We start from the raw sequence: 25131 nt of genomic DNA on the forward strand, positions 1-25131 counted from the left end.
CCACGTCGGGCGCGTCTACTTGGCGAACCGGGTGAGCTCGGTCCTTAAGTGGGTGCCCATCCGGGCGGGCCGAAAACATAGCCGAGCCGGTCGCGCCAGCGATTCGCCGACCGGACGTCGTGGGCGATGGCCACGTATTCGCGGGTCTGCAGCGTCCACAGATTGAAGGTGTTCACCGGCTTGGTCAGGCCGTAGTGCGGCCGGAAGGTCTCGGCCTTGAAGGTCCCGAACAGCCGGTCCCAGATGATCAGAATGCCGCCGTAGTTCTTGTCCAGGTACTCCGGATCCATCCCGTGGTGGACCCGGTGGTGCGACGGTGTGTTGAAGACGAACTCGATCGGCCGGGGCAGGGTGCCGATGCGCTCGGTGTGGATCCAGAACTGGTAGATCAGGCTGATCGAGAATCCGGTGAACACCATCCACGGAGGAACACCCAAGAGCGGCAACGGAATCCACATGATGATCTCGCCGCTGTTGTTCCATTTCTGGCGTAGCGCGGTGGCGAAGTTGTAGTAAATGCTGGAGTGGTGTGCCTGATGGGTGGCCCAGATCAGCCGGACCCGGTGGGCGATGCGGTGGTAGGCGTAATAGAGCACGTCCACCCCGACAATCGCGATGACCCAGGTGTACCACTTGCTCGGCGACAGGTGCCACGGCGCAACGTAGGCGTACAGCGCGGCATAGCCCAGCAGCGCCAGGAACTTCCAGGCGCCCATTGTCGCCACCGACACCAGACCCATCGAGATCGACGTCCACGCGTCCCGGGTCAGGTATGCGCCCGTCCCCGGCCGGCCCGTTTCGCCGGTGTTCTCCAGCCGCTCGAGCTTGCGGGCAGCCGTCCACTCGACGGTCAGTAGCACCAGGAAGAACGGGATCGCGAACAGCACCGGTTCGCGCATCTGCGGCGGGAGAACGGACAACATCTCCCCGATTCGGTCCACCGTGACCACACCTCCCCGCGCGAGCCTAAAGCTGCGCGTCCCGCTCGGCCGCGATGTCAGGCACGGCCACCAGTAACTGCCACACCAGGGTAGCCAGGCCCATGAACACGCCCTGCAGGGTCAGCACGAATACGGCGTACTCATGCCATTTCGACACCACCTGGCCGCAGCCCACACCGTCCCAGGGCAGCGTCGACAATGTTCCCACCAGGCCCAGACACAGCAGCATGACGGTGATTCCGGTGGCGACCCGCTGAACCGGGTCGCGCAGATAGCGCCGGAAGAACCCGAACTCGATGCCCAACGTGATCAGCAGCAGCGGGATGACTTCGGTCATGTGCTCGAAGTAGCGCGGGCTGACCGCCCCGGCGCAGAAGTGCGCGTAAAACTCCCCGCGATCGACCAGGGCCATGTGCTCGGCCGCTGCCGCGGTGGCGGCATCCATCTCCCGCACCACGCCGACGTTGAGCGAGCCCCACCACAGCGCGGCGCCGGCATAGGCCGCGTAACTGCCGATCACCAGCGGGACCACGGCGCGCACCCGCTGCCAGTCCAGCGGCATCTCGGTGCGCCGTCGCGCGCTGACCAACGTCAGCGGGTCGGCGTTGAGCGAGGAGGTGAGCAGGATGCCCAGCACCACCGCCAGCACCACGGCCAGCAGCTGATTGACCCACACACCGGGGGTCACGTCGAAGACGTCGAGCACCACGTCGTAGACCACGACGAAGGCCGCCGCCGCACACCACCACCCCCACAGGCCGGGCGCACCGCCGTCGATACGCCCGATTGCCCGCTTGAGAAGGGCCACGGCCAGCAGCAGTGCGGCGTCAACGACCAGCACCAATGTCCGCCACAGCGTGCCGTGCAGACCGGTGGCCTCGAGGAACGCGGTGACGACCTCTTCGCTGTAGGAGAAGCCGAACACCAGCAGCAGCGACACCACCCCGAAGGCCGCGCCGGTCAGTGAGCCGGAGCCTTTCACAGGTGTCTGTTGCGCCACCCTCAGCAGGGTAGAGGGCTGCCCGCCACCGGGCCGCAGATTCGGCGGCCGGCTACCGGAAGCTGAGCACCTGGTCGCCCCAGGCCAGCCGGACCGGGCGATCGAGGTCGTCGACCACCGCGTCGTGGGCATCGATCACCAGCGTCGTGCGGTCGTCGGTGCGATAGGGCGCCCAGTGCGGCTCACCGGCCGGGCCTGCGGGTTCGGCGGCGGCGGCGAAGTTGGCCCACCGGGTGCGCATCCGCTGCGACAACGCCTCCCCCGTCTTGAGTCCGCCGAGCTTGAACGTGACATCACGCGAGCCGGACACGAGGTTGCCCCACACGTAGATCAGCTCGGTGGCGTGGGCGGCGCCCAGCCGGATCAGCTTGAAAATTGGTGTGGCCCAGTCGAATCGGTACAAGTAGACGGGCGCCACGGTGCTGTGGCCTTCAGCGAACCAGACCGTCGGCATGCGGAAGCCGACATCGCTGGCGACGCCGAGGCTGCGGGCGCGGGCACGCCGCGCCCGGTACACCGAGCCGATCTGCTCCTCGCTGGGTATCTGCAGCCCGGGCTGGTCGTCGGCGATCTCCTCGAACATGGTGCGAATCGCCTTGGGGGCGATGGGCATCAGCGGCGAACGCATGAACCGGAACAGGGCTGCCTCGTCCTTGTTGGTGCCGATCAGCAGCGGCACCGGCAGCGTCTTGCCTGCCCTGGCCAGCGTCACCGGATAGTCCGGTACCAGTTGACCGTCGACGGTCGGGGCGAACGCCAACCGGCCGGGGGTGGCCGTCGGGACGTGGTCGAAGACGTGGGCCGAGGCGTCCACGAGTGCCTGTACCGGCGCGCGATGGGCTTCCTGGGCGGTCATGCCCAGCCGGTCGAGAACAAGTTGGGCCACCGCGTGCGCGCGGCGGCTGTCGTACACCGAGGTAGCCGGCGAACTCTGGGCGATGGCCCGCGAGAAGAGGCCCGCCGCCTCGGGAACCGCGAGCAGCGTGGTGACGATCCCCGCCCCGGCCGACTCGCCGAACAGTGTCACCCGGTCGGGGTCACCGCCGAAACCCGCGATGTTGTCGCGCACCCAGCGCAATGCGGCCAGCACGTCACGTAACGCGGTGTTGCTGTCGAAGCCCGCATCGAACGACGAGAAGTCGACGAATCCGAGCGCACCGAGACGGTAGTTGATGGTCACCACGATCACGTCGGAACCGGTGGCCAGTTCGGTGCCGTCGTAGAGCGGCTGACTTCCGGATCCGAAGATGTAGGCCCCGCCGTGCACCCACACCATCACCGGTTTCGGGTCACCTGTCGAAGCGCCGTTTGAATCGGAGGGCGCCCACACGTTGAGAAACAGGCAGTCCTCGTCGGCGCGGGTGCCCAGACCCATCGGGATCGGGCTGCGCGGCTGCGGGCTCACCGGTCCGAAGGCCGTCGCGTCGAGGACCTCGGTCCAGGGCTGCGGCGGCTGCGGCGCGCGCCAGCGCAGATCGCCGACCGGTGCCGCCGCGTAGCGCAGGCCCTTCCAGATCCGGACCCGGCCGTCGTCGCTACCCCGTACGGGCCCGTAGCCGGTCTCCACCACCGGGCGGTCCACGACCGGCCGGATGTTCGCATCCGCTGTCATTGCTGTCCTCCATCGCAGCTTGCGCGTAACCATCCACGTTACCGACGGGTAATCGGCGGGGCTGCTGCCACCGGCCGTCACGCTGCTCACACGGCGATATCCTGGCGGGGCTGATCACTATCGAGTCGCCACCGAGTGGCCAGTTAATGCCCGATTTTCGCCCCGCCGCGTGTCCCAACTGGCCACTCGCCGGGAGGCAGGCGGGCTGACCACCACGACGGAGGTGCTGGGCGTGCGGAAATGGGCGCTTCTGATGGGAGCGATCAGCACCGAGGTCAGCGGCACGCTGGCGTTGCGGGCCGCCCAGGACCACTCCGGGTGGCTGGTGCTCGTCGTCTCCGGGTACATCGCATCGTTCTTCTTCCTGAGCCTGGTGTTGCGGGCCGGGATGCCGGTCGGGGTCGCCTACGGCATCTGGGGCGCGCTGGGCACGGCGGCGACCGTGGTGATCGCCGCGGTGATCTTCGGTGACCCGTTCACCACCCCGATCATCGCCGGGATCGCCCTGATCATCGGGGGCGTGCTGATGGTCGAACTCGGATCGCGGCACAGCGGCGTCAGTGACAGCACCTCATGATGTGGCTGACGCTGGCCGGCGCCATCGTGGTCGAGGTGTGCGCCACGCTGTCGCTGCGCGCGTCGGACGGGTTCCGCAACAAGAAGTGGATCGTGCCGGTAGTCGCCGGCTACCTGGTGGCCTTCACCCTGCTGTCGCTGACGCTGGCGCAGGGAATGCCGGTCGGGATCGCCTACGGGGTGTGGTCGGCGGCCGGGGTCGCGCTGGTGGCGGTGGTCGCCAAGGCGGTCTGGGGTGAGCCGCTGACACCGGTGATGATCGGCGGAATCGTGTTGATCCTCGCCGGCGTGCTCACGATCGAACTGAGCGGATCCGTGGGCTGAGCACCCTGGCCAGCGCGACGGCTGCCAGGCCCGCCACCGGAACGATCAGCAGGCCGACGCGCAGGCCTGCGGCGTCGGCAACAGCGCCCACCACGATCGGCGAGGTCAGGAATCCCACCCGCATCAGCCAGGTGAGCACCGTCAGGCCGGTGCCCGGCCGAAGTCCGGGAAGTTCGTCGGCGGCATGCATGGCAGCCGGCACCAGGGTGGCCGAGCCGAAACCCGCAGCGGCGAACCCGGCAATGGTGCCGGCGACGGTCGGGAAGGCCAGCGCCGTGCCCATGCCGACGGCGATCAGCGCACCGCCGGAGCGGACCACGGCGCGCTGGCCGAACCTGTCGACCATCCGGTCACCGAGCAGCCGCCCGACGAACTGAAACCCGACGACGGCCACGAACCCCAGCGCCGCCAACGCCGCGGGAGCGTCGAGCGCGTCGCGCAGATACAGCGTGGCCCACGAGTTGCCGGCGTCCTCGATGACCGAGCCGGCGATCGCGATTCCCACCAGTGCGGCCAGCACCAGGTACACCGTGCGCGCGGGGCTCGCACCGCCCGCCCGCTCACCGGCCTCGGGCGGGCCGTGGTCACGACCGGGCAGCAGGAACCGGTAGCCGATCAGGCAGATCGCGCTGAACAGCACCGCGGAGAAGGACAATTGCACCGCCCGCGGGATACCGGCATAGATCGCGGCGGCCCCCATCAGCCCGCCGGTGACAGCACCCATCGACCACACCGCATGCAGCGAGTTGATGATGAACCGGCCGTAGTTTCGCTGCACCCGCAACCCGTGGACGTTCTGCGCGACGTCGACGACAGAGTCGGCCGCGCCGGCGCAGAACAAGGCGGCCGCCAGCGTCGCACCCGAGGGCGCCAGGCCGGCGGCCAGGGTGAACACCGCGATCAGCACACTGCCTGCGACCGCGACCACCGACGAGCGGAACCGGCGGATCAACATCGGTGCGGTGAGACCGGTCAGCAGGGCGCCCGCGGAGAACGCCGCGACGGCGAGCCCGAACGCGGTGTTGGTCAGACCCAGATCGGACTTGATCTCGGGATAGCGCGGCATCAGGTTGGCGAACAGGGCGCCGTTGGTCAAAAACAGCGCCGCCGTCGCCACCCGGGCCCTGCGATCCCGCCCCTCGAGCCCTCCGCTGCCCACGTGGCGCGACGGTACCCCAGGACGGGGTGGTCCGCTGTACTGCACGCGATCGCGCGCAACCAAGCAAGATGACACCCATGACACAGCCGGACCCGTCGCTGTACGAACTCGCCCGCCGGTTCGGCGTGGCCACCGACTACCACGACTGGACCGGACGCTACGTCGCCGTCGACGAGACCACCCTGACGGCGGTCCTGGCAGCTCTGGGAGTCGACGCCGGCAGTGAACAGAGCCGTGCCGCAGCCCTTTCCGAACAGGACAGGAGCTACTGGTCGCGGGCGCTGCCGCCGACGATCGTGGGTCGCGCGGACACCGAGACATCGTTCTGGGCGCACGTCACCCACGGCGATCCGGCCCACATCTGGGTGCGGCTCGAGGACGGGACGGTGCGTTCCGGGGTGCGCCAGGCCGACAACTTCACCCCGCCGTTCGACCTGGACGGCCGGCTGGTCGGCGAAGCCACCTTCGTGCTGCCGCCCGATCTGCCGCTGGGATATCACCGGGTCTACCTGCGCTCCGGCGGCCAGGAGACCAGCACCGCGCTGATCGTCACCCCGGCGTGGCTGGGGCTGCCGCCCCGGCTCGGGGCGCGACGCACCTGGGGGCTGGCCACCCAGCTGTACAGCGTGCGGTCCAAGAACTCCTGGGGCATCGGCGATCTGGCCGATCTGACCGATCTCGCCGTCTGGGCGGGTGCCCGCCACGGCGCCGGCTACGTCCTGGTCAACCCGCTGCACGCGGCGGCCCCCACCTCACCGATGGAGCCCTCCCCCTACCTGCCGACATCCCGGCGCTTCGCCAACCCGCTGTATCTGCGGGTGGAGAACATCCCGGAATTCGCCTATCTCCCCCGCCGCCGACGGGTGTGGAAGCGGCGGGAACAGATCCAGTCCCGGGCCGCGACGTTCGACGGTATCGACCGCGATGGAATCTGGGCGGCCAAGCGGACCGCCCTCAAGCTGGTCTACCGGGTGCCGCGCGCGGCGGGCCGCGAGCTGGCGTTCGAGGCGTACAAGGTGCGCGAAGGCCGGGCGCTCGACGACTTCGCCACCTGGTCGGCGCTGGCCGAGAAGTACGGCGGCAACTGGCACAGCTGGCCGGCCGGTCTGCAGCACCCGAGCAGCCCGGAGGTCACCGAGTTCGTCGAAAGCCATGTTCGCGCAGTCGATTTCCACCGCTGGCTGCAGTGGCAGCTCGATGAGCAACTCGCGGTGGCCCAGTCCCAGGCCGTGCGCACCGGGATGCCGCTGGGCATCATGCACGACCTCGCGGTGGGGGTCCATCCCGACGGCGCCGACGCCTGGTCGTTGCAGGATGTTCTCGCCCTCGGTGCCACGGCCGGCGCCCCGCCCGACGAATTCAACCAGCTGGGCCAGAACTGGTCGCAGCCGCCGTGGCGCCCGGATCGCCTCGAAGAGCTTGGCTATCAACCCTTCCGGGCCCTGATCGCGGCGATTCTGCGACATGCCGGTGGGGTGCGGATCGATCACATCATCGGACTGTTCCGGCTGTGGTGGATACCGCAGGGCGCCTCCCCGACGCAGGGCACCTATGTCCGCTACAACCACGACGCGATGATCGGCATCGTGGCACTGGAGGCCTACCGGGCCGGCGCGGTGGTCGTCGGTGAGGACCTCGGGACCGTCGAGCCGTGGGTGCGGGACTACCTGGCGGCCCGCGGGGTGCTCGGGACGTCGATCCTGTGGTTCGAACTGGATCGCGACGGCGGCGGCGGCCCGTTGCCTGCCGAACGCTGGCGTGAGCTGTGCCTGTCCTCGGTGACCACCCATGACCTGCCGCCGACCCCGGGTTACCTTGCCGGAGAACATGTCCGGCTACGCCATGAGCTGGGACTGCTCACCAGACCGGCCGACGAGGAGCTCGCCGCCGACCGGGCCGAGCAGGCGGCGTGGATGGCCGAACTGCGACGAGTAGGGCTGCTGGGCGCCGACAGCGACGAGGAGAACGTCATCACCGGCCTGTACCGCTACCTCGGCCGCACGCCGTCGCGGCTGTTGGCGCTGGCCCTGCCCGACGCGGTCGGCGACAAGCGCACCCAGAACCAGCCGGGCACCACCAACGAGTATCCGAACTGGCGGGTGCCGTTGACCGGACCCGACGGCAACCCGCTGCTCATCGAGGACGTACTGGTCGACCCCAGGGCCGCCGCCCTGGCCGAGGCCTTGCGCCAGTCCATCGAGCCGTCGCCGGACTAGGCTGCGCCGCATGCCGAAGTCCAGCGCCGGGGTATTGCTCTACCGGATGTCCGGTGACGTGGTCGAGGTGCTGATCGGCCATCCCGGCGGACCGTTCTGGGCCCGCAAGGACGACGGCGCATGGTCGATCCCCAAAGGTGAGTACGAGCCGGACGAGGACCCCTGGTTTGCAGCGCGACGCGAGTTCGCCGAAGAGCTGGGCTTGGGGCTGCCCGACGGTGAACCCCTCGCCTTCGGTCCGGTCAAGCAACCGAGCGGCAAGGTGCTCACCGTGTTCGCCGTCGGCGCCGACCTCGACATCAGCGCGGCCCGCAGCAACACCTTCACCCTGGAGTGGCCCAAAGGCTCCGGACGCCTGCAGGAGTTTCCCGAACTCGACCGGGTGGCGTGGCTTCCGGTCGCGGCGGCGCGGCGCAAACTCCTCAAAGGCCACGTAGTGTTCCTCGATCGGCTGATGGCCCAGCCTCATCTGGTGGGACTGTCCGAAGGGGCCGGCGACCCACCGGGCTAGCCTCCAGAATGTGAAGTTCGCTGTCGTGGCACCTGTGGGCGCCGGGGTGACCGCCGATCCCGTGTGGATGTCAGAGTTCGCCCGTCATCTCGAGGCGTGCGGCTTCGAGTCGATCGTCGCCGTCGAGCACACCGTCCTGATGACCCGCTACGACAGCGTGTACCCGTATGACCCCAGTGGCCGGGTCGAGCTGGCTGCGGACTGCCCGGTGCCCGATCCGCTGGACCTGCTGGCGTTTCTGGCCGGCCAGACCAGCACTCTCGGTCTGGCCACCGGAGTTCTGGTGCTGCCCAACCACCATCCGGTGGTGCTGGCCAAGCGGGTCGCGACGCTCGACGCCTTGTCCGGTGGGCGGCTGCGGCTGTGTGTCGGTGTCGGCTGGCTGCGCGAGGAGGTGCAGGCCTGCGGCGCCGATTTCGACAGCCGCGGCCGCCGCGCCGAGGAGCAGATCGAGGTGCTGCGCGCGCTGTGGGCCGACACCCCCGAGGGGGTCGGCCACCACGGCGAGTTCTTCGACTTCGACAGCGCCGCATGCTATCCGAAACCTGTTGCCGCCAAGGGTATTCCGATCCATATCGGCGGCCACAGCCGGATCGCCGCGCGCCGCGCCGGCCGGCTGGGCGACGGACTGCAGCCCCTAGGCGTGGCCGGCGAAAAGCTCGCGACGCTGGTCGCCGACATGCGGGCCGCCGCCGAGGATGCCGGACGCGACCCCGACGACCTCGAGCTGTCGCTGGGCCACCTGGTCACCAAGATCGACACCGACCGTGCCGGGCGGCTCGCCGAGGCCGGAGCCGACCGGGTGGTGCTGGCGATGCCGGCGGTCACCGACATCACCGAAGCCAAGGACGCACTGTCGGCCTGCGCCCAACGACTAGGCCTGATCGCATGACCCTGACGGTGGCGGACCGGTTGGCCCTCACCGATCTGGTGCACCGCTACGCGGCGGGCATCGACGAGACCGACCTCGACACCGTCGTCGGATTGTTCACTGCCGACGGCGAATTGGTGCTGCCCGACCCGCCCGACGTGCTGACACCGGTGCGCTCCCACCGCGGCCCGCAGGCTCTGCGCACCGCACTGGCCGCAGCCACCCGGGTGGGCCGCACCCATCACAGCATCGCTTCGGAGGTATACCGGGCTGGTGTCACCCCCGATACCGCCCACGGGCGCATCGCGGCGCAGGCGCATCACTGGAGCCGCCGCGATGACAGCATCACCGACCTGGTCTGGTACCTGCACTACGTCGACGACTACGCCCGCGCCGACTCCGGCTGGTTGCTGGCGCGCCGCCGGCTGGTCATCGACGCGATCGAGACCCGTCCGGCACGGCGCCTGCGCTGAGGATCAGCGGATCCCCTGGGCGGCCTCGGTGAGCGCGTCGGTGGCGGCTCTGCGCCGCATCTCGATGGCTTCGCCGATCTGGCGGGCCAAGCGGTGATTGCGTTGCACGACACCCTTCATCGCGTCGCGGTGCACCGAGACGATGGTGGTGTCGGCCAGCGCGATCACCCCGGTGAGCATGCGCTGGCGGGTCAACGACGTCCCGCCGATGTAGTCGCCGACGCCGAGGCGGCCCAGAGCGAGCTCACGGCCGTCGCCGGCGTAGACGATCATGCCGACCTTGCCCTCGGTGATGAACCCGACCGCCTCAGGAATGCTGTTGGTGGGCTGCACGAGTTCACCTTCGGCGTACAGTAGTCGCCGGGCGTTCCCCGACATCGTGGCGATCGCGTCATCGTCGAGACCCAATGATGCCGCTATCGACCGCAATTGGGTCTCGACATAGTCGCGCTCGGCCTTCTTCGACAGCTTCGCGCCGTCGACGTGCACGCCGGCCCGATTGGCGGCATACCAGATTCGATGCAGCAGAAGGGTTTTGGTCCGCGACTCCTCGGCAGGCGAGAGAACCGGAACCATAACCTTGTACTTGTTCTCGCCGAGTGCGACCACCTTGGCAGGTACGGATGGGAGCTTAGTGGGCAGTGCGTCGGCTACCGACTGCAGGGCGGCGGTGACCAGGCCCGGCGGATCGTCGGCGCCGAAGGCCAGCACGGCGGATGCGTTGAACGCCGCCCCGGTGACCCGGCTGAGGTTGGTGAAGGAGCCGGTGGCCAGGGTCGCGTTCGGGACAACCTGGATCCCGTTGCCGGTGTCGATGTGGGCCGCCCGCCAGTTCACCTCGACGACGCGGCCTTTGGCTGCGGCGGTATCCAGCCAGTCGCCGATCCGGAACGGCTGCTCGAACAACAGCAGCAAGCCCTGGATAACGGGGCCGACCGCGCTTTGTACGGCGAGGCCGATCACGATCGACGTCACCCCGACGGCGGTGATCAGCCCGCCGATGTTGGCGCCCCACACCCACGACAGCAGCAGACCGATACCGATGACGATGAGGATCAGCCGGCCCAGATCGATGAAGATGCCTGGCAGCCGCTCGCGCCAGCTGCCGGCACGGGCCTCCCCGAACAACGCGGCATTGGCGCCGGACAGCAGCACCAGCATGATCAGGAACCCGAACACCGTCGCCGCGATCTTGGCCCAGTTCCCGTGGATGTCGGCGTGGGCGTCGACGCGATCGAACTGGTCGAGCAGCAGGTACACCGCGAACGCGGGAAGAACCCAGTTACGCAGCAGGGCAACCGGTTTGGCGTAGCCGCTGTCGCGGCGGGCGAGGAAACCGTGCAGTTCGTTGAGGATCAGCAGCGACAGCGGCAGCGCGATGATGACCAGCAGGGCAGGCCAGAACCACGGCTGTCCGGTCAGCGCACCCATGCCCGCTCCCCCTTCGCTCTCTGGCAGCTCACGCCGGCTGCCGTGCGGTGTCCTCGAGCCGCCAGACGGTTTCGGTACCACCGCCCTCGGCGTTGACCGTCCCGGCTGGGGAGAAGGAGTAGATCCCCAGCACCGCCTCGTGGACCCGATCGCTGACGAACACGCCCGCGGAGTCGTTGGCGGCGTGCACCCGGTTGGCGAGGTCCACCGCCTCACCCCACAGCGCGTAGATCGTCGAGCGCTGGCCCACCAGCCCACTGGTCACCGGGCCGCTGTCGATACCGGCGCGGACTTGGAGGTGGGAGTCGTGCTGGTGGTTGAACCCCCGGAGGATCTCGGCCACTTCGCGGGCGAACGCGATGGTGCGGCTGGCATGGTCGACCCGCGGTACGACCAGTCCACACGTGGCCAGCAGCCCGTTGTCCTGCATGCTGCGAACCTGTTCGACGCCGTGGCGTTCTGCGGCGGCATCGAAGGCCTCCACCAGCGAGTTGAGCATCGCCACCGACTCCTGGGCCGGCAGCGACCGGGCGAAGTCGTCGAAACCCAGCAGCTGGGCATAGATCACCGACACATCGCGGTGCCTGGTGCTGATGTTCTCCTCGCCCTCGCGGTACCGCCGGGCCTCCGGTTCGGGCATCAGGCTGGACAGCAGCTCGTCGTTCTCGCGGCGCTGCTCGTCGATCAGTTGCTGCTTGGTCTGCAGGCTGGTGCTCATGGCGTTGAACGCCGAGGCCAGTTCGCCGAACTCGTCTGTGGAGTCCACCGGGACATTGACGTCGAGCTCGCCGCCGGCGACCCGGCGGACCGCTGTGGCCAGGCGCTTGACGGGCCGGGTCAGGATGCGGCTGAACAGCAGGGCCAGCAAGCACACCACCACGACGATCGCCGCCGTCGACAGCGCGATGTTGCGCGCGAAGGTGCTCACCGGGGCCAGCGCCTCGGACTTGTCGATCTTGGCCACGAGCACCCAGTCCAGGCCGGGAAGCTTCAGCGGCGCGTACGCGTTCAGCGTCTCCGTCCCGAGGTAGCTGGAAGCTGTTGTGACGCCGGACTTACCGGCCAGCGCCAGATTCACGGGTGCGGTGTCCACGGGCTGGAGCAGGATACTGTCGCCGGTTTCCACTTCGCGCTCTGCGACCTCCCGCGGGGTTCCGTTCGCCACGACCTCCTCGAGAAAGCCCTTGGGGTTGGACAACAGGTCCCGGGATACTGACCTCATCAGTTTGTCCGGTCCGGCGAGATAGGTCTCGCCGGACGCCCCCAGACCGTCGTCCTCCCACTGCCGGTTTCCCGTCATCACCCTGTTGATCTCGGAGGGCTTCAGCTGCAGTGCCAGCACGCCGTGGATCCCTGCTGCGTCGCCGACCGGTGTGAGCACCCACGGTGTGGGAATACCGTAGGCCGGCGCGTAGTCCTGGAAGTCCGTCATGACCACCTCGTCCACCGAGGTTGCGCGCATCGTCCTGCGGAACGCGTCGGCGAGACTTGTGGTCTGGTAGGTCCCGCTGAGCACGTCGGCGCCGAGGTCGACACCCTTGGCGGCGGTGTAGACCACATTGCCGTCGGTGTCGAGCAACAGGACGTCGTCGAAGCCGAACCGGTCGGCGAAGTCGGCGAAGAACGGCTGGTACCGGGCGTTGGCCGCCGACCACGCACTGGGGTCACCGGCCGACAACACCTTCGCGGCCGCCTCGAAGTCACCCTTGGCCGGAGCGGTGTAGAGCGCCTGGAGGTAGGTCTGCGCGTTCGACGTCGGCTGATACAGCAGAGGATCGGACGGCTGGCCGGTGCCCTTCGCTAATTCCGGGCCGAAGACGTCGGTGTAGTACTTGGCCACGGTCTCCTGAGCGCCCGGCGGCAGCGGTGTCTTCTGCAGGTCCTTGAACGCGGCGCTGAAGTCCTTGGTCGCGGTGATCGCCGCCGAGCTGTGGGTCAACACGGTGGCCGCATCGTTGATGCTCTCGTAGAACGCGGTGATCTCCCTGGCTCGCGATTCGCGTAGCTGGGTGAGCCGCTGGTATTCGGCGGTGCGCAGCGAACTGGTGCCGGACAGGTAGCCGATGAGCCCGGCGATGAGCACCGACACCACGCTCACGGTGAGCAGCATCAGCAGCAGCTTGGACTGGAAGCCGAGCGACCGCAGCCGCCCCGGTGACAGCACGCCCGATAACCGCCCCACCGGCCAAACCCCCGCTCTAGCAGCATTTGTGCAGATCAGCGGATGTTAACGCATCTGATGATCCGGGGTGTCAGTTCCGGGACTGCAGTGCCTGTTGGCCGAAGGTGCCGGTCTGCAGCGACCCTTCGGGCAGGACGAGGTCACCGGACTCGAGCCGGGAGCGCAAGTAGGTGAACGTCTGGGCGGTCTGGGCGAACAGGTGCTCGCCGGCCACCAGTGGCTGGCGGGCGGGTTCGGACGCGGACTCGAACTGCGGCAGCGGCTTGACCACCGTGTCGTAGTCGACATTGAAGAACAGCGGAAACGAGTACCGCTCCTCAGCCACCTTGCGCACCCGGTGGGAGGTGGCCACGAACGCTCCGTTGGTCCACAACTCCAGCAGGTCGCCGACGTTGACGATGTAGGTGCCCGGGATGGGCGGCGCGTCGATCCACTCACCGTCGCCGTTGAGCACCTCGAGTCCGGGCGCGGTCGGCTTGAGCAGGGTGAAGCATTCGTAGTCGGTATGCGCACCGATGCCCTGGACGTCCTGAGCCTGCGGGTTGTGCGGGTAGTAGATCAGTCGCAGTTGGCTCGGTGTCTTGGTGGCGTGCCGGGTGAAGGTGGCGGGATCTTCACCGAGTGCAACAGCGAACGCCGCCAACAGGTCTCGGCCCACCCCCAGGATGGCCTGGTAGTACTCGGTGACGGTGTCGGCGAAGCCGGGCAGGTCCGGCCAGACGTTGGGCCCCAGCATCGGATTGCCGGCCAGGTGGTCAGGGTCGTCGGCGGGCAGATCCAACGCGGTGTCGAACGCCTCCTTGAGGTCGGTCAGGTCGCCGTACAGACCCTCCTCCCCGACCGGAACATAGCCGCGATGGCAGGTGGATAGCCCTATGTAGGACTTCATCTTCTCCGGCATCGGCAGGGCGAAGAACTCTTTGGTGGCGGCCAGCAGGCGCTCGAAGAGGTCCTCGCTGATACCCGTGTCGGAGATGTAGAAGAACCCGACATCGCGCGCCGCCAAACCCAATTCGGCTGCGACGCGTTCGCGCTGTGCGGCGTCGTCGGACCGCAGCCCGCTGATGTCGATGACGGGTATCGATTGAAATGATGTCGCCGCACTCACAGTGTCACGCTTCCTTCTTGTTCTTCGACGGTCCAGGCGAAGTCGTCGTCGACCCACAGCTGCCCCGGGGTCATCCGGGGTACGAGTTCCATTCCGACGCGCCCGGATTGGGCCGAGTCCGTGATCAGCCAGTTGGCGTCGGCCACGGTGCCCAACGAGATTTCGGCCCGGGTCTCCTGCTTGACGGCCCACCCGAACCGCGCCCCGACGCGCACCAGGACGGCGACCGCGTCACCGGGGCCGGACAACAGCAGACCCCAACACGGTTCGACGGGTTCGGCCTCACGCTGCCAGTGCTCGATGTAGTCGGCATGAACGCCCACCTCGACCAAAGTCGCGCCGTCCCAGCTCATCCGGCCCGCATCAGGCGGTCCGGCCGGCTGCAGGTCGATCGTTCTGGTCCACTCGAAGATGTCACCACGCTGAGACAGCCGCCCGGCGAATCCCGCACCGGGGCCACGCAGGTCGACGAACGCCGAAAGTCCCTGCAGCCATTGCACATCCGTTGTGGTATCCCGGGAACCGTCGACGTCGATGAGCAGGGTTCGCCGCCACAGTCCCGGGCACTCCGATATCTGTGGCGTCACTGTGCCTCATCCCAGCATCGCTGCAGATCTGCCAGTCCCGCCGCGGTCGGACGTCCGAGCGCACGCACCCGCGCGATGCCGCCGTCGGGATACGCCTGTAGCCGGATGGCGGTGATGTCGGGTGCATCGACGACGAAGACCTGACGGGCATCGGGTACCACGTGGATTCGCGGCAGGACGATTTCATCGAAGGGCAGCGACCAATAGGGCCGGCACGCACTGGGCCGGTCATGGGTGCCCATGACGCAGACTTCACGGGAGGCGTTGAAAACGAAGCAGGAGGTGTCGATCTCGATGCGGTCCAGGTGCGCGGGCACCAGGAACGAGATCGTCACCGCGTCATGGGTGTCGGGGCCGATGTCGCGTCTGCGCCGCGCTTCCCAGCCCGCCCCCATGTTCCCGGGACGGCTACCGGCGATCAGCGATCGGGCATCGGAGTAGAACGTGTCGCTGCAATGCTCCACCCGGCCGCCCTGCTCGGCACCGGAGACCTCCACGGTGACGCCGGACCACAGCCGCGGGTCGGGTATGGGATCGCCGTGGGCCCGCAGCCGGGCCACCCCGCCGTCGGAGTCGATCACCAACTTCAGATGGGTGTAGCGGCGCCGGTCACTGACCGAGATCGGGTTGTGCGCGTCGGGTTTCAGTGGTGTCGACGCCGCGAGTGGCTGCCACTGGACCGGTCCGCACGGGTCCTCACCCGCGGCCAGGTTCGCGCCGTAGACGACGGCGGCGGTGGGGTGGTTGCCGGTGAAGTTGCGGGTGTCGACGTCGATGGTCCGCAGTCGTCCGGGGACACCGAGCCGGATGATCACCCAGTCCCCCGCCGCGGCGTGCCTGCGTGTCTCCCAGCCGTCAACCACCTCACCGCGCAGGTCGAAGGTTCCCGGTACGAAGCTGGGCTCGGACGCCGCGATCAGGTTCTCCTTGAACCCGAACGACTCGTCGCTGGCCGCCACCACACTGCCGCCCACCGCGCGGGAGGCCAGGTCCAGGGCGGCCTGGAAGTCGATGTTCACCGGTGTCCCCCTAGTGCTGCACTCAGTGGCCAGTGGCTGCGCGGGTTGTCCGGACCCGCCGCGTACACCCCGGCTTTGCTCGTGAACAGTCCCAGACCGACCAGCATCTGAGCCAGCCCCACCGCCGCCGCGACACCGTCGACACACGGCACCCCCACGGTGCTGGAGACGGCCTCGGTGACACCGGCCATCCCCGCGCACCCCAGGCAGATCACGTCGGCGCCGTCCTCGGCCACCGCACGGGCCGCTTCGGCGACGATCGCGGCCACCGCGCCGTCGGGGTCGGCGTCCACCTCGGCGGTGCCCAGACCGCAGGCCCGCACCGAGGCGCAGTGCGCATCCAGACCGGCGAGCAACAGTCGGTCCTCGATGGGTGCGATCGAGCGGGCCAGCGTGGTCACCACCGAGAAGCGCCTGCCGATGAGATGCGCGACGTGGGCCGCGGATTCGGCGATGTCGAGGACGGGAACCTCCAGCATCTCCTGAAGGGCGTCTTTACCGTGCTCGCCGAACCCGGCCAGGATCACCGCGTCGGCCTCGAAGGTGCCCTCGGCCAGCGCACAGGCCACGACGTCCATCACGCCCACCGCTGACAGGTAACTCTCGGCCGCCGAGTCGATCGCGGCTGAGCCGAATGATGGCTGTGCAGTGTCGATCTCGGTTCCGGGCGCAGCGGCGGCACGGGCGGCCGCCGCGATCTCAGCGGTCATCGACGCCGAGGTGTTGGGGTTGAGGACCAGGATCTTCACGCCGGCTCCTTCACCGCGAGGAGTCGTCCGCCCAGCCAGGTCTGCACCACCGAACCGGTCAGCGTCATCCCCTCGTATGGGGTCACCGGGTAACGGTGCAGCAGGTCCGCGCCGCGGACCACCCAGGCCGCGTCCGGGTCGAAGAGGGTGAAGTCGGCGCGCATGTCCACCGCGATCACCCCGCGGTCGGTCAGGCCTGCCAGTGCCGCGGGAGCCTGCGCCATCCATCGGCACACGTCGGGCAGGCCGAATCCGGCAGCCCGCGCCTGGGTCCACAACGCCGGCAGCGCCACCTGCAGGGAGCTGATTCCGCCGAAGGCCCGGCCGAAGTCGCCGCCGCGGAGATCCTTGAGCTCGGGCGCGCACGGCGAATGGTCGGACACCACCATGTCCAGGGTGCCGTCGGCCAGCCCCGCCCATAGTCTTCGGCGGTTCTCCTCGGCGCGGATCGGTGGGCAGGCGGCGAACACGGTGCCGCCGTCAGGAACCTGCTCGGCGGCGAAAGTCAGGTAATGCGGACATGTTTCGGCGGTCACCGGCAGGCCGGACCGCTTGGCTGCCGCAATGAGAGGCAGCACGGTGGCGCTGGAGACGTGCACGATATGTGCCCGCGCCCCGGTGTCGGCGACGGCGTCGATGACCAGCCGCACGGCGTCGTGCTCGGCGGCGTCGGGTCGCGACTCCAGGAAGCGTGCATAGTCGCGGCCGGCCGGTGGAGCACAATCCGCGAGCACCCGGGCGCTTTCGGCGTGCACCAACATCACCGAGTCCAGTTCGGCGACAACGGACATCGCATCACCGAACTGCCCAGGGGTCAATGGCGGGAAGTTCGGGTTTCCCGAGTCGGACAGAAAGCACTTGAATCCGCGCACCCCGAAGGCCGCCAGCTCCGCGAAGGTGGCAAGATTCCCGGGAACCACACCGCCCCAGAACTCGGTGCTGATGCCACAGTTGCTCTGTGCGGCAGCTTGTTTGGTCGCAAGTGCGTCAGTGGTCGTGGTCACCGGATCGCTGTCCAGCGGCATGTCGACCAGGGTGGTGATCCCACCGGCCGCCGCCGCTGCGGTGGCACTGGCGAAGCCCTCCCAGTCGGTGCCGGGCTCATTGATGTGGACGTGGGTATCGACCAGGCCGGGCAGCAGGATCGCGCCGGGCGGTACCCACGCCTCCTCGCGTGCGCGAAGGGGCGCATCGACATCGGTGACCACCCGGATGATGCCGTCGGCCACACCAAGTGCGGCGGGCCGAACGGCATCATCGATCACCGCGCGCGGGGCACGGATCACCTGGTCGAGCGTGATCACTTCGGGCGTACCGGGCCGAAACGTTCCTCGAACCGGCGGGTCAGCTCCGGCCAGACATGCGGATCGTGGCCCGGCACCAGTTCGTAGCCCTTCTCGGCGGCCAGCTTCTTGAGCCGCCGGATCGGCTCCACCGTCTCGGCGGGATCGATGTCGATGAACCCGCCGATCGCCAGTTCATGCTCGATGTTCTCGGTGAGATCCGCGGCGTCGAAGGCGAAGACGAATCCCCCGCCGCCGACGGTGCGGTCGAGTTCGACCACGAAACTCTGATGCCCTGGTGTGTGGCCATAGGTGGGCACCGCGGTGATGCCTGGAGCAATCTGCGCCTCGCCGTCGGCGAGCACCCAGTCGATGCGGGGATCGTCGAAGTCGATCCGGGCGATCGCATGGTGCTCGGGTTCGGGGTGGTTGGACAACCCGTACTCGAGTTCGCGTCGCTGCGCGTGCACCGGCACCTTGCCGGCGAACAGCTTGACTCCGCCGGCATGGTCGTGATGCAGGTGTGAGAGCGCAACCAGATGGATGTCGTCGATGTCGACGCCGATGTCGTGCAGCGACTCCTCGATCGGTTCACCGGGTCCCGGCAGCACCGGGATGTACTCGACCGTCGGGTAGAACCGGCGGTAGAGCGCGGGATCCCGGATGAGCGCGGTGTTGAACCCGGTGTCGAGCAGCACCCAGCCCCCGTCGGTCTGGATCAGTACGCCCGGCACCGGCTCACGCATCCGCAGCTCCGGAGCTGCGCCATACACCGACACCGACTTGGGCAACTCCTCCCAGCCCAGTGTCAGCAGGATGATCCGGCGAACCCCCATCGGCCTAGCCGGCCGACAGTGCGGCGAGCCGCAAAGAGTTCGGGTCAGTCACGACGTGTGCCTGCTCGACACCCTTGAGCCACGGTTGGGCGACCATGAAGTCGTTGACATCGGCGATGTTGAGCCAGCAACCCGTCTTGACGGCTTCCTCGCCCGCGGTGGAGAAGTCGGCGGCGTCACCGGTCGGAAGACCCTTGGCCAGTGCTTCCGTGACCGCCGGTGCGGAGCAGCCGAAGAAGTTCAGGCCGCCGTCGGCATCCCAGGAGATGTGGCCCCAGGTGTAGGGCGACGGCGCATCCGGCCAGCCGAGGTAGGTCATGATCTCCGGCGCGGACTGCCCGTCGGTGCCGACCCAGCCGTAGATCTCCGAGGTGGGATAGGCCTGCACCTTGGCGGTCAGTCCGGCCGCCGCCAGCTGGGTCTGCACCAGGTTGCTGATCAGCTGATTGTCGGGGTTGGACGAGTCGTAGCCGATGGTGACGGCCTTCTGGTCAGCCGGCAGCCCGGCCGCGATTCCGGTCAGCACGGACGGATCGTGGGTCACCGACTGCTTGCCGTACTCGGGGGCCATCACGTTCGCCGGGTAGATCTGCTCGGCCTTCTTGCCGCGGCCGAAGTAGGTCTGCTTGACCAGTTCGTCGACATCGATGGCCTGCATCACCGCGTTGCGGTTCTTGGCGTCGGTCATCATGCCCTTCTTGGGGTTGATGTAGACGAAGTTCGACATCATGGTCGGCAGCGAGTAGTTCGCGAACGACTTGTTGTCCAGGTAGGACTGCACCGCCGAGGACGGCAGGTCGTGCAGGATCGCGGCCAGCTGGCCGTTGTTGAACTGCAGCTGCTGCGCCGAGACGTCGGTGATCACCGGCAGCTCGACCTTCTCGAAGTAGGGCTTGGTGCCCCAGTAATCCGGGAATGAGGTGAGCTCGTACTTCGAGCCGACCTCGGCGGCGGTCAGCGTGTACGGGCCGGTGCCCAGATCGTGGTTGGTGAGGTAGCCCTGCGCGTGGTCACTGCCCGCGTTCTTCTGCAGGCCTTCCGGGCTGAGCATGCGGGGCCCGTACGGACACGCCAGGTAGTCCAGGAACGCCGAGTTCGGCGCCTTGAGGGTGACGGTCACACCGTAATCACCCTGTGTGGTCACCGAATCCACGTCGGACACCATGTAGGCGGGTCCTTGGTTCACCGCCGCCCGTCGGTCGAAGGAAGCCTTGACCGCAGCGGAGGTGAACGGGGTGCCGTCGTGGAACTTGACGCCCTCACGCAGTTTGAAGGTGAACACCTTGTTGTCGGGCGAGGCGGTCCACTCGGTGGCCAGCAGCGGCTGCAGCTCAGCCTTGTCGGTGCCGGCCTTGTACTGCAGCAGACCCTCGTAGGTGTTGGTGGTCAGCAGCAGGCCCTGTCCCGCGTAGTAGATGTCGGGGTCCGGCGGCTGGCCCGGGTCCTGCAGGAACGACAGGTGCAGCACCTTGTCGGTCGGCGCCGCATTCGGGGTGCTGCTGCCACCCGAATTGGAGCCGCCGCAGGCGGTCAGAGTGAGGGTTGCCGTCGCGGCGATCGCGAGGAGCGTGCGGATTTTCTTCATCGGGTGGCTCCTTCGAGAAGCGGGTTGGTGAAAGTGGCGAAGGCGGCGAGGATCTCGTCGCTGGTGCGTACCGCGCCGGCCTGTAGGTATTCCATGGCGTCCAGTGCGGCCTCGTGCGCGGGAACCGACGAGCCGCCGACGCAGTCGGAGACCACCCGCACGTAGAAGTCGCGCTGATGGGCGTCGGCGAAGGTGTAGTGCACGCAGACATTGGTCAGGCCACCGACGAGGATCAGCGTCGATGCCTTCAGCCCGGACAAGACGATCTCGAATTCTGTTCCGATGAAACCGGAATAGCGCCGCTTGACGATGTGGAACTCGTGGTTGGGCCCGTTGAAGTCGGGGAGCAGGCGCGGGTGCAGCGGGGTGCCGGGCCTGCCGTCGACGCAGTGCGCACCTTCGGACCCGTCGAGTTCGCGACCGAAGTCGATGCCGCTGGGCCGGTGCACTTCCTGGAAGAACACGATGGGAATTCCCGCGGTACGGGCGGATGCGATCAACCGCTCGGCAACCTCGATGCGGTCGTCGTAGCCGGACATGTGGGCGATGCCCATCTCGTCGGCGGGCATCCCGCCGCTTTCCTGCATGTCGACGACGACCAGCACGGGGTTGCCCACGATCAGTGGCTGTTTCGGCACCTAACTTATCCTCCTGTCACTGCGATGCGGGGGTCTGCGGCGGCCTGGAGCAGGTCCACGGCCGTATTGATGAATACGTAGAGGGCGCCGAGCATCAGCGTCACCCCGGCGATCGCCGGGAAGTCGGCGACGGGAACGCTCTGCGCGATGTACTGCCCAATCCCCGGCCAGCCGAAGACCTGCTCGACGACCAGCACACCGGAGAACATCAGGCCCACTTGCAATCCGGTCATCGACAGCGCCGAACCCACGCAGTTGCGCAGCACATGTCGAGCCACGATCCGGCCCTCGGACAGGCCCTTGGCTCGCGCTGTGCGGACGTAGTCACTGTCCATGTCGGTGAGCAGGCACGACCGCAGCACCCGGCCGATGGCCACCGCTGGGCCGAGCGCGATCACCAGCGCGGGCAGGATCAGGTGGTGCAATGCGTCGGCGACGACGTCGAAGCGGCCGTGCAGCAGCCCGTCGACGGTAAGCAGGCCGGTGGGCCCGGTCGGCGGGTTGCTGATCGCGATGCGCCCGTTGGCCGGCACCCAGCCCAGCTTCTGGTAGAAGACGATCAACCCGAGGATGCCCAGCAAGAACATCGGTGCCGAGGAGCCGGTGAACAGAATGGCGCGTAGCACAGCCGATCCCCGCCACTTGAGGGTCGTGCTGAACGCCAGCAGCACCGCCAGCAGCAGCGCGATACCGAGGCCGTAGAGCGCCAGTTCCAGAGTGGCCGGGAAGAACGAACCGAGGTCGGAGGCAACCGGATGTCTGGTTCGGTATGAGGTTCCCAGATCGCCGCCCGCCGCCCCAACCAGGTAGTGCCAGAACTGGGTGAGGATCGGGTCGTTGAGGCCCAGCGCTTCGCGGCGGGCGGCAACCGCGCTGGCCGAGGCCTGCGCACCCATCTGGGCCTTCACCGGGTCGAGCGGCGAAATGTGTTGCAGCACAAACATCGCCCCGGTCAAGGCGATCAGGATGGCCAGCATGGCCGCCATCCGCGAGGCGACGAACGTTTTCATCGACGGCCTCCTAGCTCGTCTTCATCAGGTTGCGCAGGCTGTCGCCGGAGATATTGCCGATCAGCGCCAGGACCAGAACCCCCAGACCGGGCATCACCGGAATCCACCACTGCTGCAGGAAGTAGCTCAGGTTGCGGGCGGCGTCGGCACCGAGTTCGGGTGCTGGTGCCGACTGGCCAAGTCCCAGGAAGGACAACGCGGCCAGGGTGAGGATCAGGGTGCCGATGTCCAGGCTGGCGGCGACGAGCGCGTTGGGCACCGCACCGGGCAGCAGGTGGCGCAACGCCAGCCGGATCGGTCCGGTTCCGGACAGCCGGGCCGCCTCGACATGCGGGCGCGCCTTCAAGCGGGCGATGTCGCCGCGAACCAGCCGGGCATAGAACGGCCACCACACGATCGACACCGCGATCAGGGTGTGGACGAAGCCGGGTCCGAGTGCGGCGACCACGGCGATCGCGAGGACCGGGGCCGGAAGCGAGAGGAACGCGTCGGTGATACGCATCAGGGTGGCGTCCAGCCAGCCGCCGGCGGCCCCGGCGATCAGGCCGATCAGCCCGCCGATCAGCAGTCCGACCGCGACGACCACCAAGGCGGCGAACCAGCTCGAGCGCACGCCGTAGAGGACCCGGCTCAGGATGTCGCGCCCGATGCTGTCGGTCCCGAGCAGGAAGCCGTCCTTACCCGGTGCCTGCAGCGGCATTCCGACGGGAATCAGCGGATCGTGCGGTGCCAGCACGGGCACGGCGATGGCGACGAGGGTGACCACGAAGATCAGCGACAGCCCGATCCAGTTGAGGATCAGGGCGCGATCCCTGGGCAGTGCCGCCAGTCGGCGTTCCCTGCTGCGCAGCAGCGCCGGAGCGGGTAGCGCGACGGCCATCAGCGTGCCCTCCGTTCGATGCAGGCAACCTGGTGTGGGCTGCCCGGTGTGCCCTCCAGCCGGACGTCGAGTTGGGCGTCGGCGCACGCCTCGACGGCAATCGGGCAGCGCGGGTGAAATGCGCACCCGGTGGGCGGTGAGAGCGGGCTGGCGGGCTCGCCGGCCAGCACCCGGCATTCGCGTCCCAGGTCGGGGATCGCGTCGACCAATGCCCTCGTGTAGGGGTGCACCGGGTTTCCGATCACCTCGTCGGCGGGTCCGATCTCGACGATGCGGCCCAGGTACATCACCGCGATCCGGTCGGCCACCACCCGGGCCACCGATAGGTCGTGGGTCACGAAGACCACCGACATGTCCAGGCTGCGGCGCAGATCGCCGATCAGGTTCAGCACCGATGCGGCCAGCGAGACGTCCAGAGCGCTGGTCGGCTCGTCGCACAGCAGCACCTGCGGCGGGATCACCGTCGCACGGGCCAGCGAAACCCGTTGGCGCTGACCGCCTGAGAGTTGGGCGGCCCGTGACTTGGCGACGTCCTGCGGCAGCCCGACCCGGTCGAGCACCTCGGCGACAGCGTCTTTGCGTTCACTGCGCGACATCGACGTCGCGCGCAGCCGCTCGCCGATGAGCTCGCCCACCGACAACCACGGCGTCAGGGACGCACCGGCGTCCTGGAAAACCATCTGCGGCCGATTGCCGCCGGCCAGCTCGACCTCGCCGTAGGTGGGGTTCTCCAGCCCGGCGATGATCCGCAGCAACGTGGATTTCCCCGAACCGCTCTCCCCGACCAGGGCCACGGATTCGCCGTGGCCGACGGTCAAGGAGACGCCGCGCAGGGCCTGCAGCTTGCCCTGCTTCGGTGCGGACCGATCCAGCCAGCGGCGGCGCACCGTGAAGGCCTTGGTGACCGACCTGACTCCGACGGCGGGCGGTTGCTCCGATCCGGCGTCCTCAGGCTCGGCGAAAGCGTCGCCCAGTGAACCGATCTCGGCTTCGAGGCCGGTCCGCATCTCCTGCGGGGCTATCAGGCAGGCGCTGATCCGGTCGTTGCCGACCGGCACGGGTTCCGGTGGGGTCGCCGAGCAGTCCGGGCGGGCCAGCGCACATCGCGGCACGAAGGCGCAACCGGGCAACGGGGCGGTAGGACTGGGAACCTGGCCTGCCATGGCCGTCAGGCGATGGTCGCGGGAGGTCTCCAAGGTCAGCCTGGAACGCAGCAGGCCATAGGTGTACGGGTGTGCGGGTGCCTCGAGAACCTCTGCAGTGGGCCCGATCTCGGCGATGCGCCCGGCGTAAAGCACGGCAATGCGGTCCGCGATCTGGGCCGCGACACCCAGGTCGTGGGTGATCAGCACGATGCTGCAGCCGATTTCGGTACGCAGCCGCTGCAGCAGCGCGAGCACCTGGGCCTGGACGGTCACATCCAGTGCGGTGGTCGGTTCGTCGGCGATGATGAGCTCGGGGTCGCCGGCCACCGCGATCGCGATCATCACCCGCTGGCGCAGTCCGCCGGACAGCTCGTGCGGGTAGGCCCGCATACGGCGTTCCGGTTCCGGAATGCCCACGGCAGTAAGTAGTTTCAGTGCCTCTTCGGGGCTTCCTGCGACTTCCTCGACCTGCTTGCCGATTCGCATGGTCGGGTTGAGCGACGTCATCGGGTCCTGGAACACCGCTCCGAGGTCCAGCCGGCGGACCTTGCGCAACTGCTTGGCCGCTCCGGTGACCATATCGGTGCCGCAGACCCGCACGCTGCCCTCGACCGCGGCTTTGGTACCCAGCAGGCCGAGCATGCTGAAACCCAGCACGCTCTTGCCAGAGCCAGATTCGCCGACCAGGCCGACGATTTCGCCCGCGGCGATCCGCAACGACACTCCGCGGAGTGCGTGCACATCCTTGCCGGACCGGCGGAACGTGACGCGCAGATCGTCGACCACCGCGACCGCCAGGTCGTCGGATGCGGGCGGCGCATCCGTGCGGAGCGCAACGCTTGCGGTACTCGCCATCACCAGTTTGCTCCCGGGAGGGTGAGAGGGTCTCGGTGGCGGTGCTCGTCGATGAGCCACCAGCCTGTCGCTTGACAGTTTTGCGGCAGTGATGTCGCCGTTGGTGTCGCTGGCGTAACCAATACTTATCGGGGCGTAAC

At 68.1% G+C, this 25131-nt stretch carries 23 protein-coding genes; 6 read left to right on the plus strand and 17 right to left on the minus strand.

Going from position 1 to position 25131, the window contains the following annotated elements:
• Nucleotides 1–44 precede the first annotated feature (44 nt).
• Genes OG976_RS01245 through OG976_RS01255 form a run of 3 tightly spaced genes read right to left on the minus strand, consistent with a single transcriptional unit; the run spans nt 45 to nt 3553 of the window.
• The gene (locus tag OG976_RS01245; protein ID WP_328363025.1) at nt 45–923 is read right to left on the minus strand and encodes a sterol desaturase family protein; all 879 of its coding nucleotides are present in this window, start codon (nt 921–923) and stop codon (nt 45–47) included.
• Between the two features lie 43 nt (nt 924–966).
• On the minus strand, nt 967–1941 hold the full coding sequence (locus tag OG976_RS01250; RefSeq protein ID WP_328356808.1) for a hypothetical protein: 975 nt from the start codon (nt 1939–1941) through the stop codon (nt 967–969).
• Between the two features lie 52 nt (nt 1942–1993).
• Entirely contained in the window at nt 1994–3553 is a 1560-nt protein-coding gene (locus tag OG976_RS01255) for a carboxylesterase/lipase family protein (protein ID WP_328356811.1), read from the minus strand.
• Between the two features lie 232 nt (nt 3554–3785).
• Between OG976_RS01255 and OG976_RS01260 the strand changes: the two genes are divergently transcribed.
• The gene (locus OG976_RS01260) at nt 3786–4130 is read left to right on the plus strand and encodes a DMT family transporter (protein WP_328363028.1); all 345 of its coding nucleotides are present in this window, start codon (nt 3786–3788) and stop codon (nt 4128–4130) included.
• Nucleotides 4130–4453 (plus strand): DMT family transporter, encoded by a 324-nt coding sequence (locus OG976_RS01265; RefSeq protein ID WP_328363031.1) that lies wholly within the window; start codon nt 4130–4132, stop codon nt 4451–4453. Before OG976_RS01260 ends, OG976_RS01265 begins: the two co-directional genes overlap by 1 nt.
• Here OG976_RS01265 and OG976_RS01270 read toward each other — a convergent pair.
• Complete coding sequence (locus OG976_RS01270; RefSeq protein ID WP_328356814.1) at nt 4422–5612, minus strand: MFS transporter; 1191 nt, start codon at nt 5610–5612, stop codon at nt 4422–4424. The two genes, OG976_RS01265 and OG976_RS01270, sit on opposite strands and share 32 nt — an antisense overlap.
• A 77-nt stretch (nt 5613–5689) precedes the next feature.
• On the opposite strand from OG976_RS01270, the gene malQ reads away from it, so the two are divergent.
• The 4 genes from malQ to OG976_RS01290 are packed head-to-tail and all read left to right on the plus strand — an operon-like array spanning nt 5690 to nt 9683.
• Entirely contained in the window at nt 5690–7828 is a 2139-nt protein-coding gene (gene malQ, locus OG976_RS01275) for a 4-alpha-glucanotransferase (protein WP_328356817.1), read from the plus strand.
• A gap of 10 nt (nt 7829–7838) precedes the next feature.
• Nucleotides 7839–8339, plus strand: a complete 501-nt coding sequence (locus tag OG976_RS01280) for an NUDIX domain-containing protein (protein ID WP_328356820.1) — start codon at nt 7839–7841, stop codon at nt 8337–8339.
• A gap of 10 nt (nt 8340–8349) precedes the next feature.
• On the plus strand, nt 8350–9231 hold the full coding sequence (locus OG976_RS01285) for an LLM class F420-dependent oxidoreductase (RefSeq protein WP_328356823.1): 882 nt from the start codon (nt 8350–8352) through the stop codon (nt 9229–9231).
• Nucleotides 9228–9683 (plus strand): nuclear transport factor 2 family protein, encoded by a 456-nt coding sequence (locus tag OG976_RS01290; protein WP_328356826.1) that lies wholly within the window; start codon nt 9228–9230, stop codon nt 9681–9683. The genes OG976_RS01285 and OG976_RS01290 overlap by 4 nt, the downstream gene beginning before the upstream one ends.
• Nucleotides 9684–9686: 3 nt before the next feature.
• Here OG976_RS01290 and OG976_RS01295 read toward each other — a convergent pair whose 3' ends face one another.
• The 13 genes from OG976_RS01295 to OG976_RS01355 form a co-directional block, all read right to left on the minus strand.
• Nucleotides 9687–11114: a mechanosensitive ion channel domain-containing protein gene (locus tag OG976_RS01295; protein ID WP_328356829.1), complete on the minus strand. Its 1428-nt coding sequence runs from the start codon at nt 11112–11114 to the stop codon at nt 9687–9689.
• A 28-nt stretch (nt 11115–11142) separates the two neighbouring features.
• Entirely contained in the window at nt 11143–13278 is a 2136-nt protein-coding gene (locus OG976_RS01300; RefSeq protein ID WP_328356831.1) for an adenylate/guanylate cyclase domain-containing protein, read from the minus strand.
• A gap of 88 nt (nt 13279–13366) precedes the next feature.
• A complete protein-coding gene (locus OG976_RS01305; RefSeq protein WP_328356833.1) occupies nt 13367–14404 on the minus strand; it encodes an isopenicillin N synthase family dioxygenase in 1038 nt (345 codons plus the stop codon).
• The gene (locus tag OG976_RS01310) at nt 14401–14991 is read right to left on the minus strand and encodes a hypothetical protein (RefSeq protein ID WP_328356836.1); all 591 of its coding nucleotides are present in this window, start codon (nt 14989–14991) and stop codon (nt 14401–14403) included. The genes OG976_RS01305 and OG976_RS01310 overlap by 4 nt, the downstream gene beginning before the upstream one ends.
• A complete protein-coding gene (locus OG976_RS01315; protein WP_328356838.1) occupies nt 14988–16010 on the minus strand; it encodes an allantoicase in 1023 nt (340 codons plus the stop codon). The genes OG976_RS01310 and OG976_RS01315 overlap by 4 nt, the downstream gene beginning before the upstream one ends.
• Nucleotides 16007–16759, minus strand: coding sequence for an aspartate/glutamate racemase family protein (locus tag OG976_RS01320; protein ID WP_328356840.1), 753 nt, complete (start codon nt 16757–16759; stop codon nt 16007–16009). Before OG976_RS01320 ends, OG976_RS01315 begins: the two co-directional genes overlap by 4 nt.
• On the minus strand, nt 16756–18045 hold the full coding sequence (gene allB / locus OG976_RS01325) for an allantoinase AllB (RefSeq protein WP_328356842.1): 1290 nt from the start codon (nt 18043–18045) through the stop codon (nt 16756–16758). The genes OG976_RS01320 and allB overlap by 4 nt, the downstream gene beginning before the upstream one ends.
• A gap of 14 nt (nt 18046–18059) precedes the next feature.
• Nucleotides 18060–18878 (minus strand): N-acyl homoserine lactonase family protein, encoded by an 819-nt coding sequence (locus OG976_RS01330; protein ID WP_328356844.1) that lies wholly within the window; start codon nt 18876–18878, stop codon nt 18060–18062.
• A gap of 4 nt (nt 18879–18882) precedes the next feature.
• The gene (locus OG976_RS01335; RefSeq protein WP_328356847.1) at nt 18883–20463 is read right to left on the minus strand and encodes an ABC transporter substrate-binding protein; all 1581 of its coding nucleotides are present in this window, start codon (nt 20461–20463) and stop codon (nt 18883–18885) included.
• Entirely contained in the window at nt 20460–21101 is a 642-nt protein-coding gene (locus OG976_RS01340; protein ID WP_328356850.1) for a cysteine hydrolase family protein, read from the minus strand. Before OG976_RS01340 ends, OG976_RS01335 begins: the two co-directional genes overlap by 4 nt.
• 5 nt (nt 21102–21106) lie before the next feature.
• A complete protein-coding gene (locus OG976_RS01345; RefSeq protein WP_328356852.1) occupies nt 21107–22111 on the minus strand; it encodes an ABC transporter permease in 1005 nt (334 codons plus the stop codon).
• 10 nt (nt 22112–22121) lie between these two features.
• Nucleotides 22122–22991 carry an ABC transporter permease gene (locus tag OG976_RS01350; protein WP_328356855.1) on the minus strand — a complete coding sequence of 290 codons (870 nt, stop codon included), beginning with the start codon at nt 22989–22991 and terminating at the stop codon, nt 22122–22124.
• Nucleotides 22991–24991, minus strand: a complete 2001-nt coding sequence (locus tag OG976_RS01355; protein ID WP_328356858.1) for an ABC transporter ATP-binding protein — start codon at nt 24989–24991, stop codon at nt 22991–22993. The genes OG976_RS01350 and OG976_RS01355 overlap by 1 nt, the downstream gene beginning before the upstream one ends.
• Nucleotides 24992–25131 lie beyond the last annotated feature (140 nt).

Origin of the sequence: Mycobacterium sp. NBC_00419, assembly GCF_036023875.1 — a bacterium.
Taxonomy (GTDB): domain Bacteria; phylum Actinomycetota; class Actinomycetes; order Mycobacteriales; family Mycobacteriaceae; genus Mycobacterium.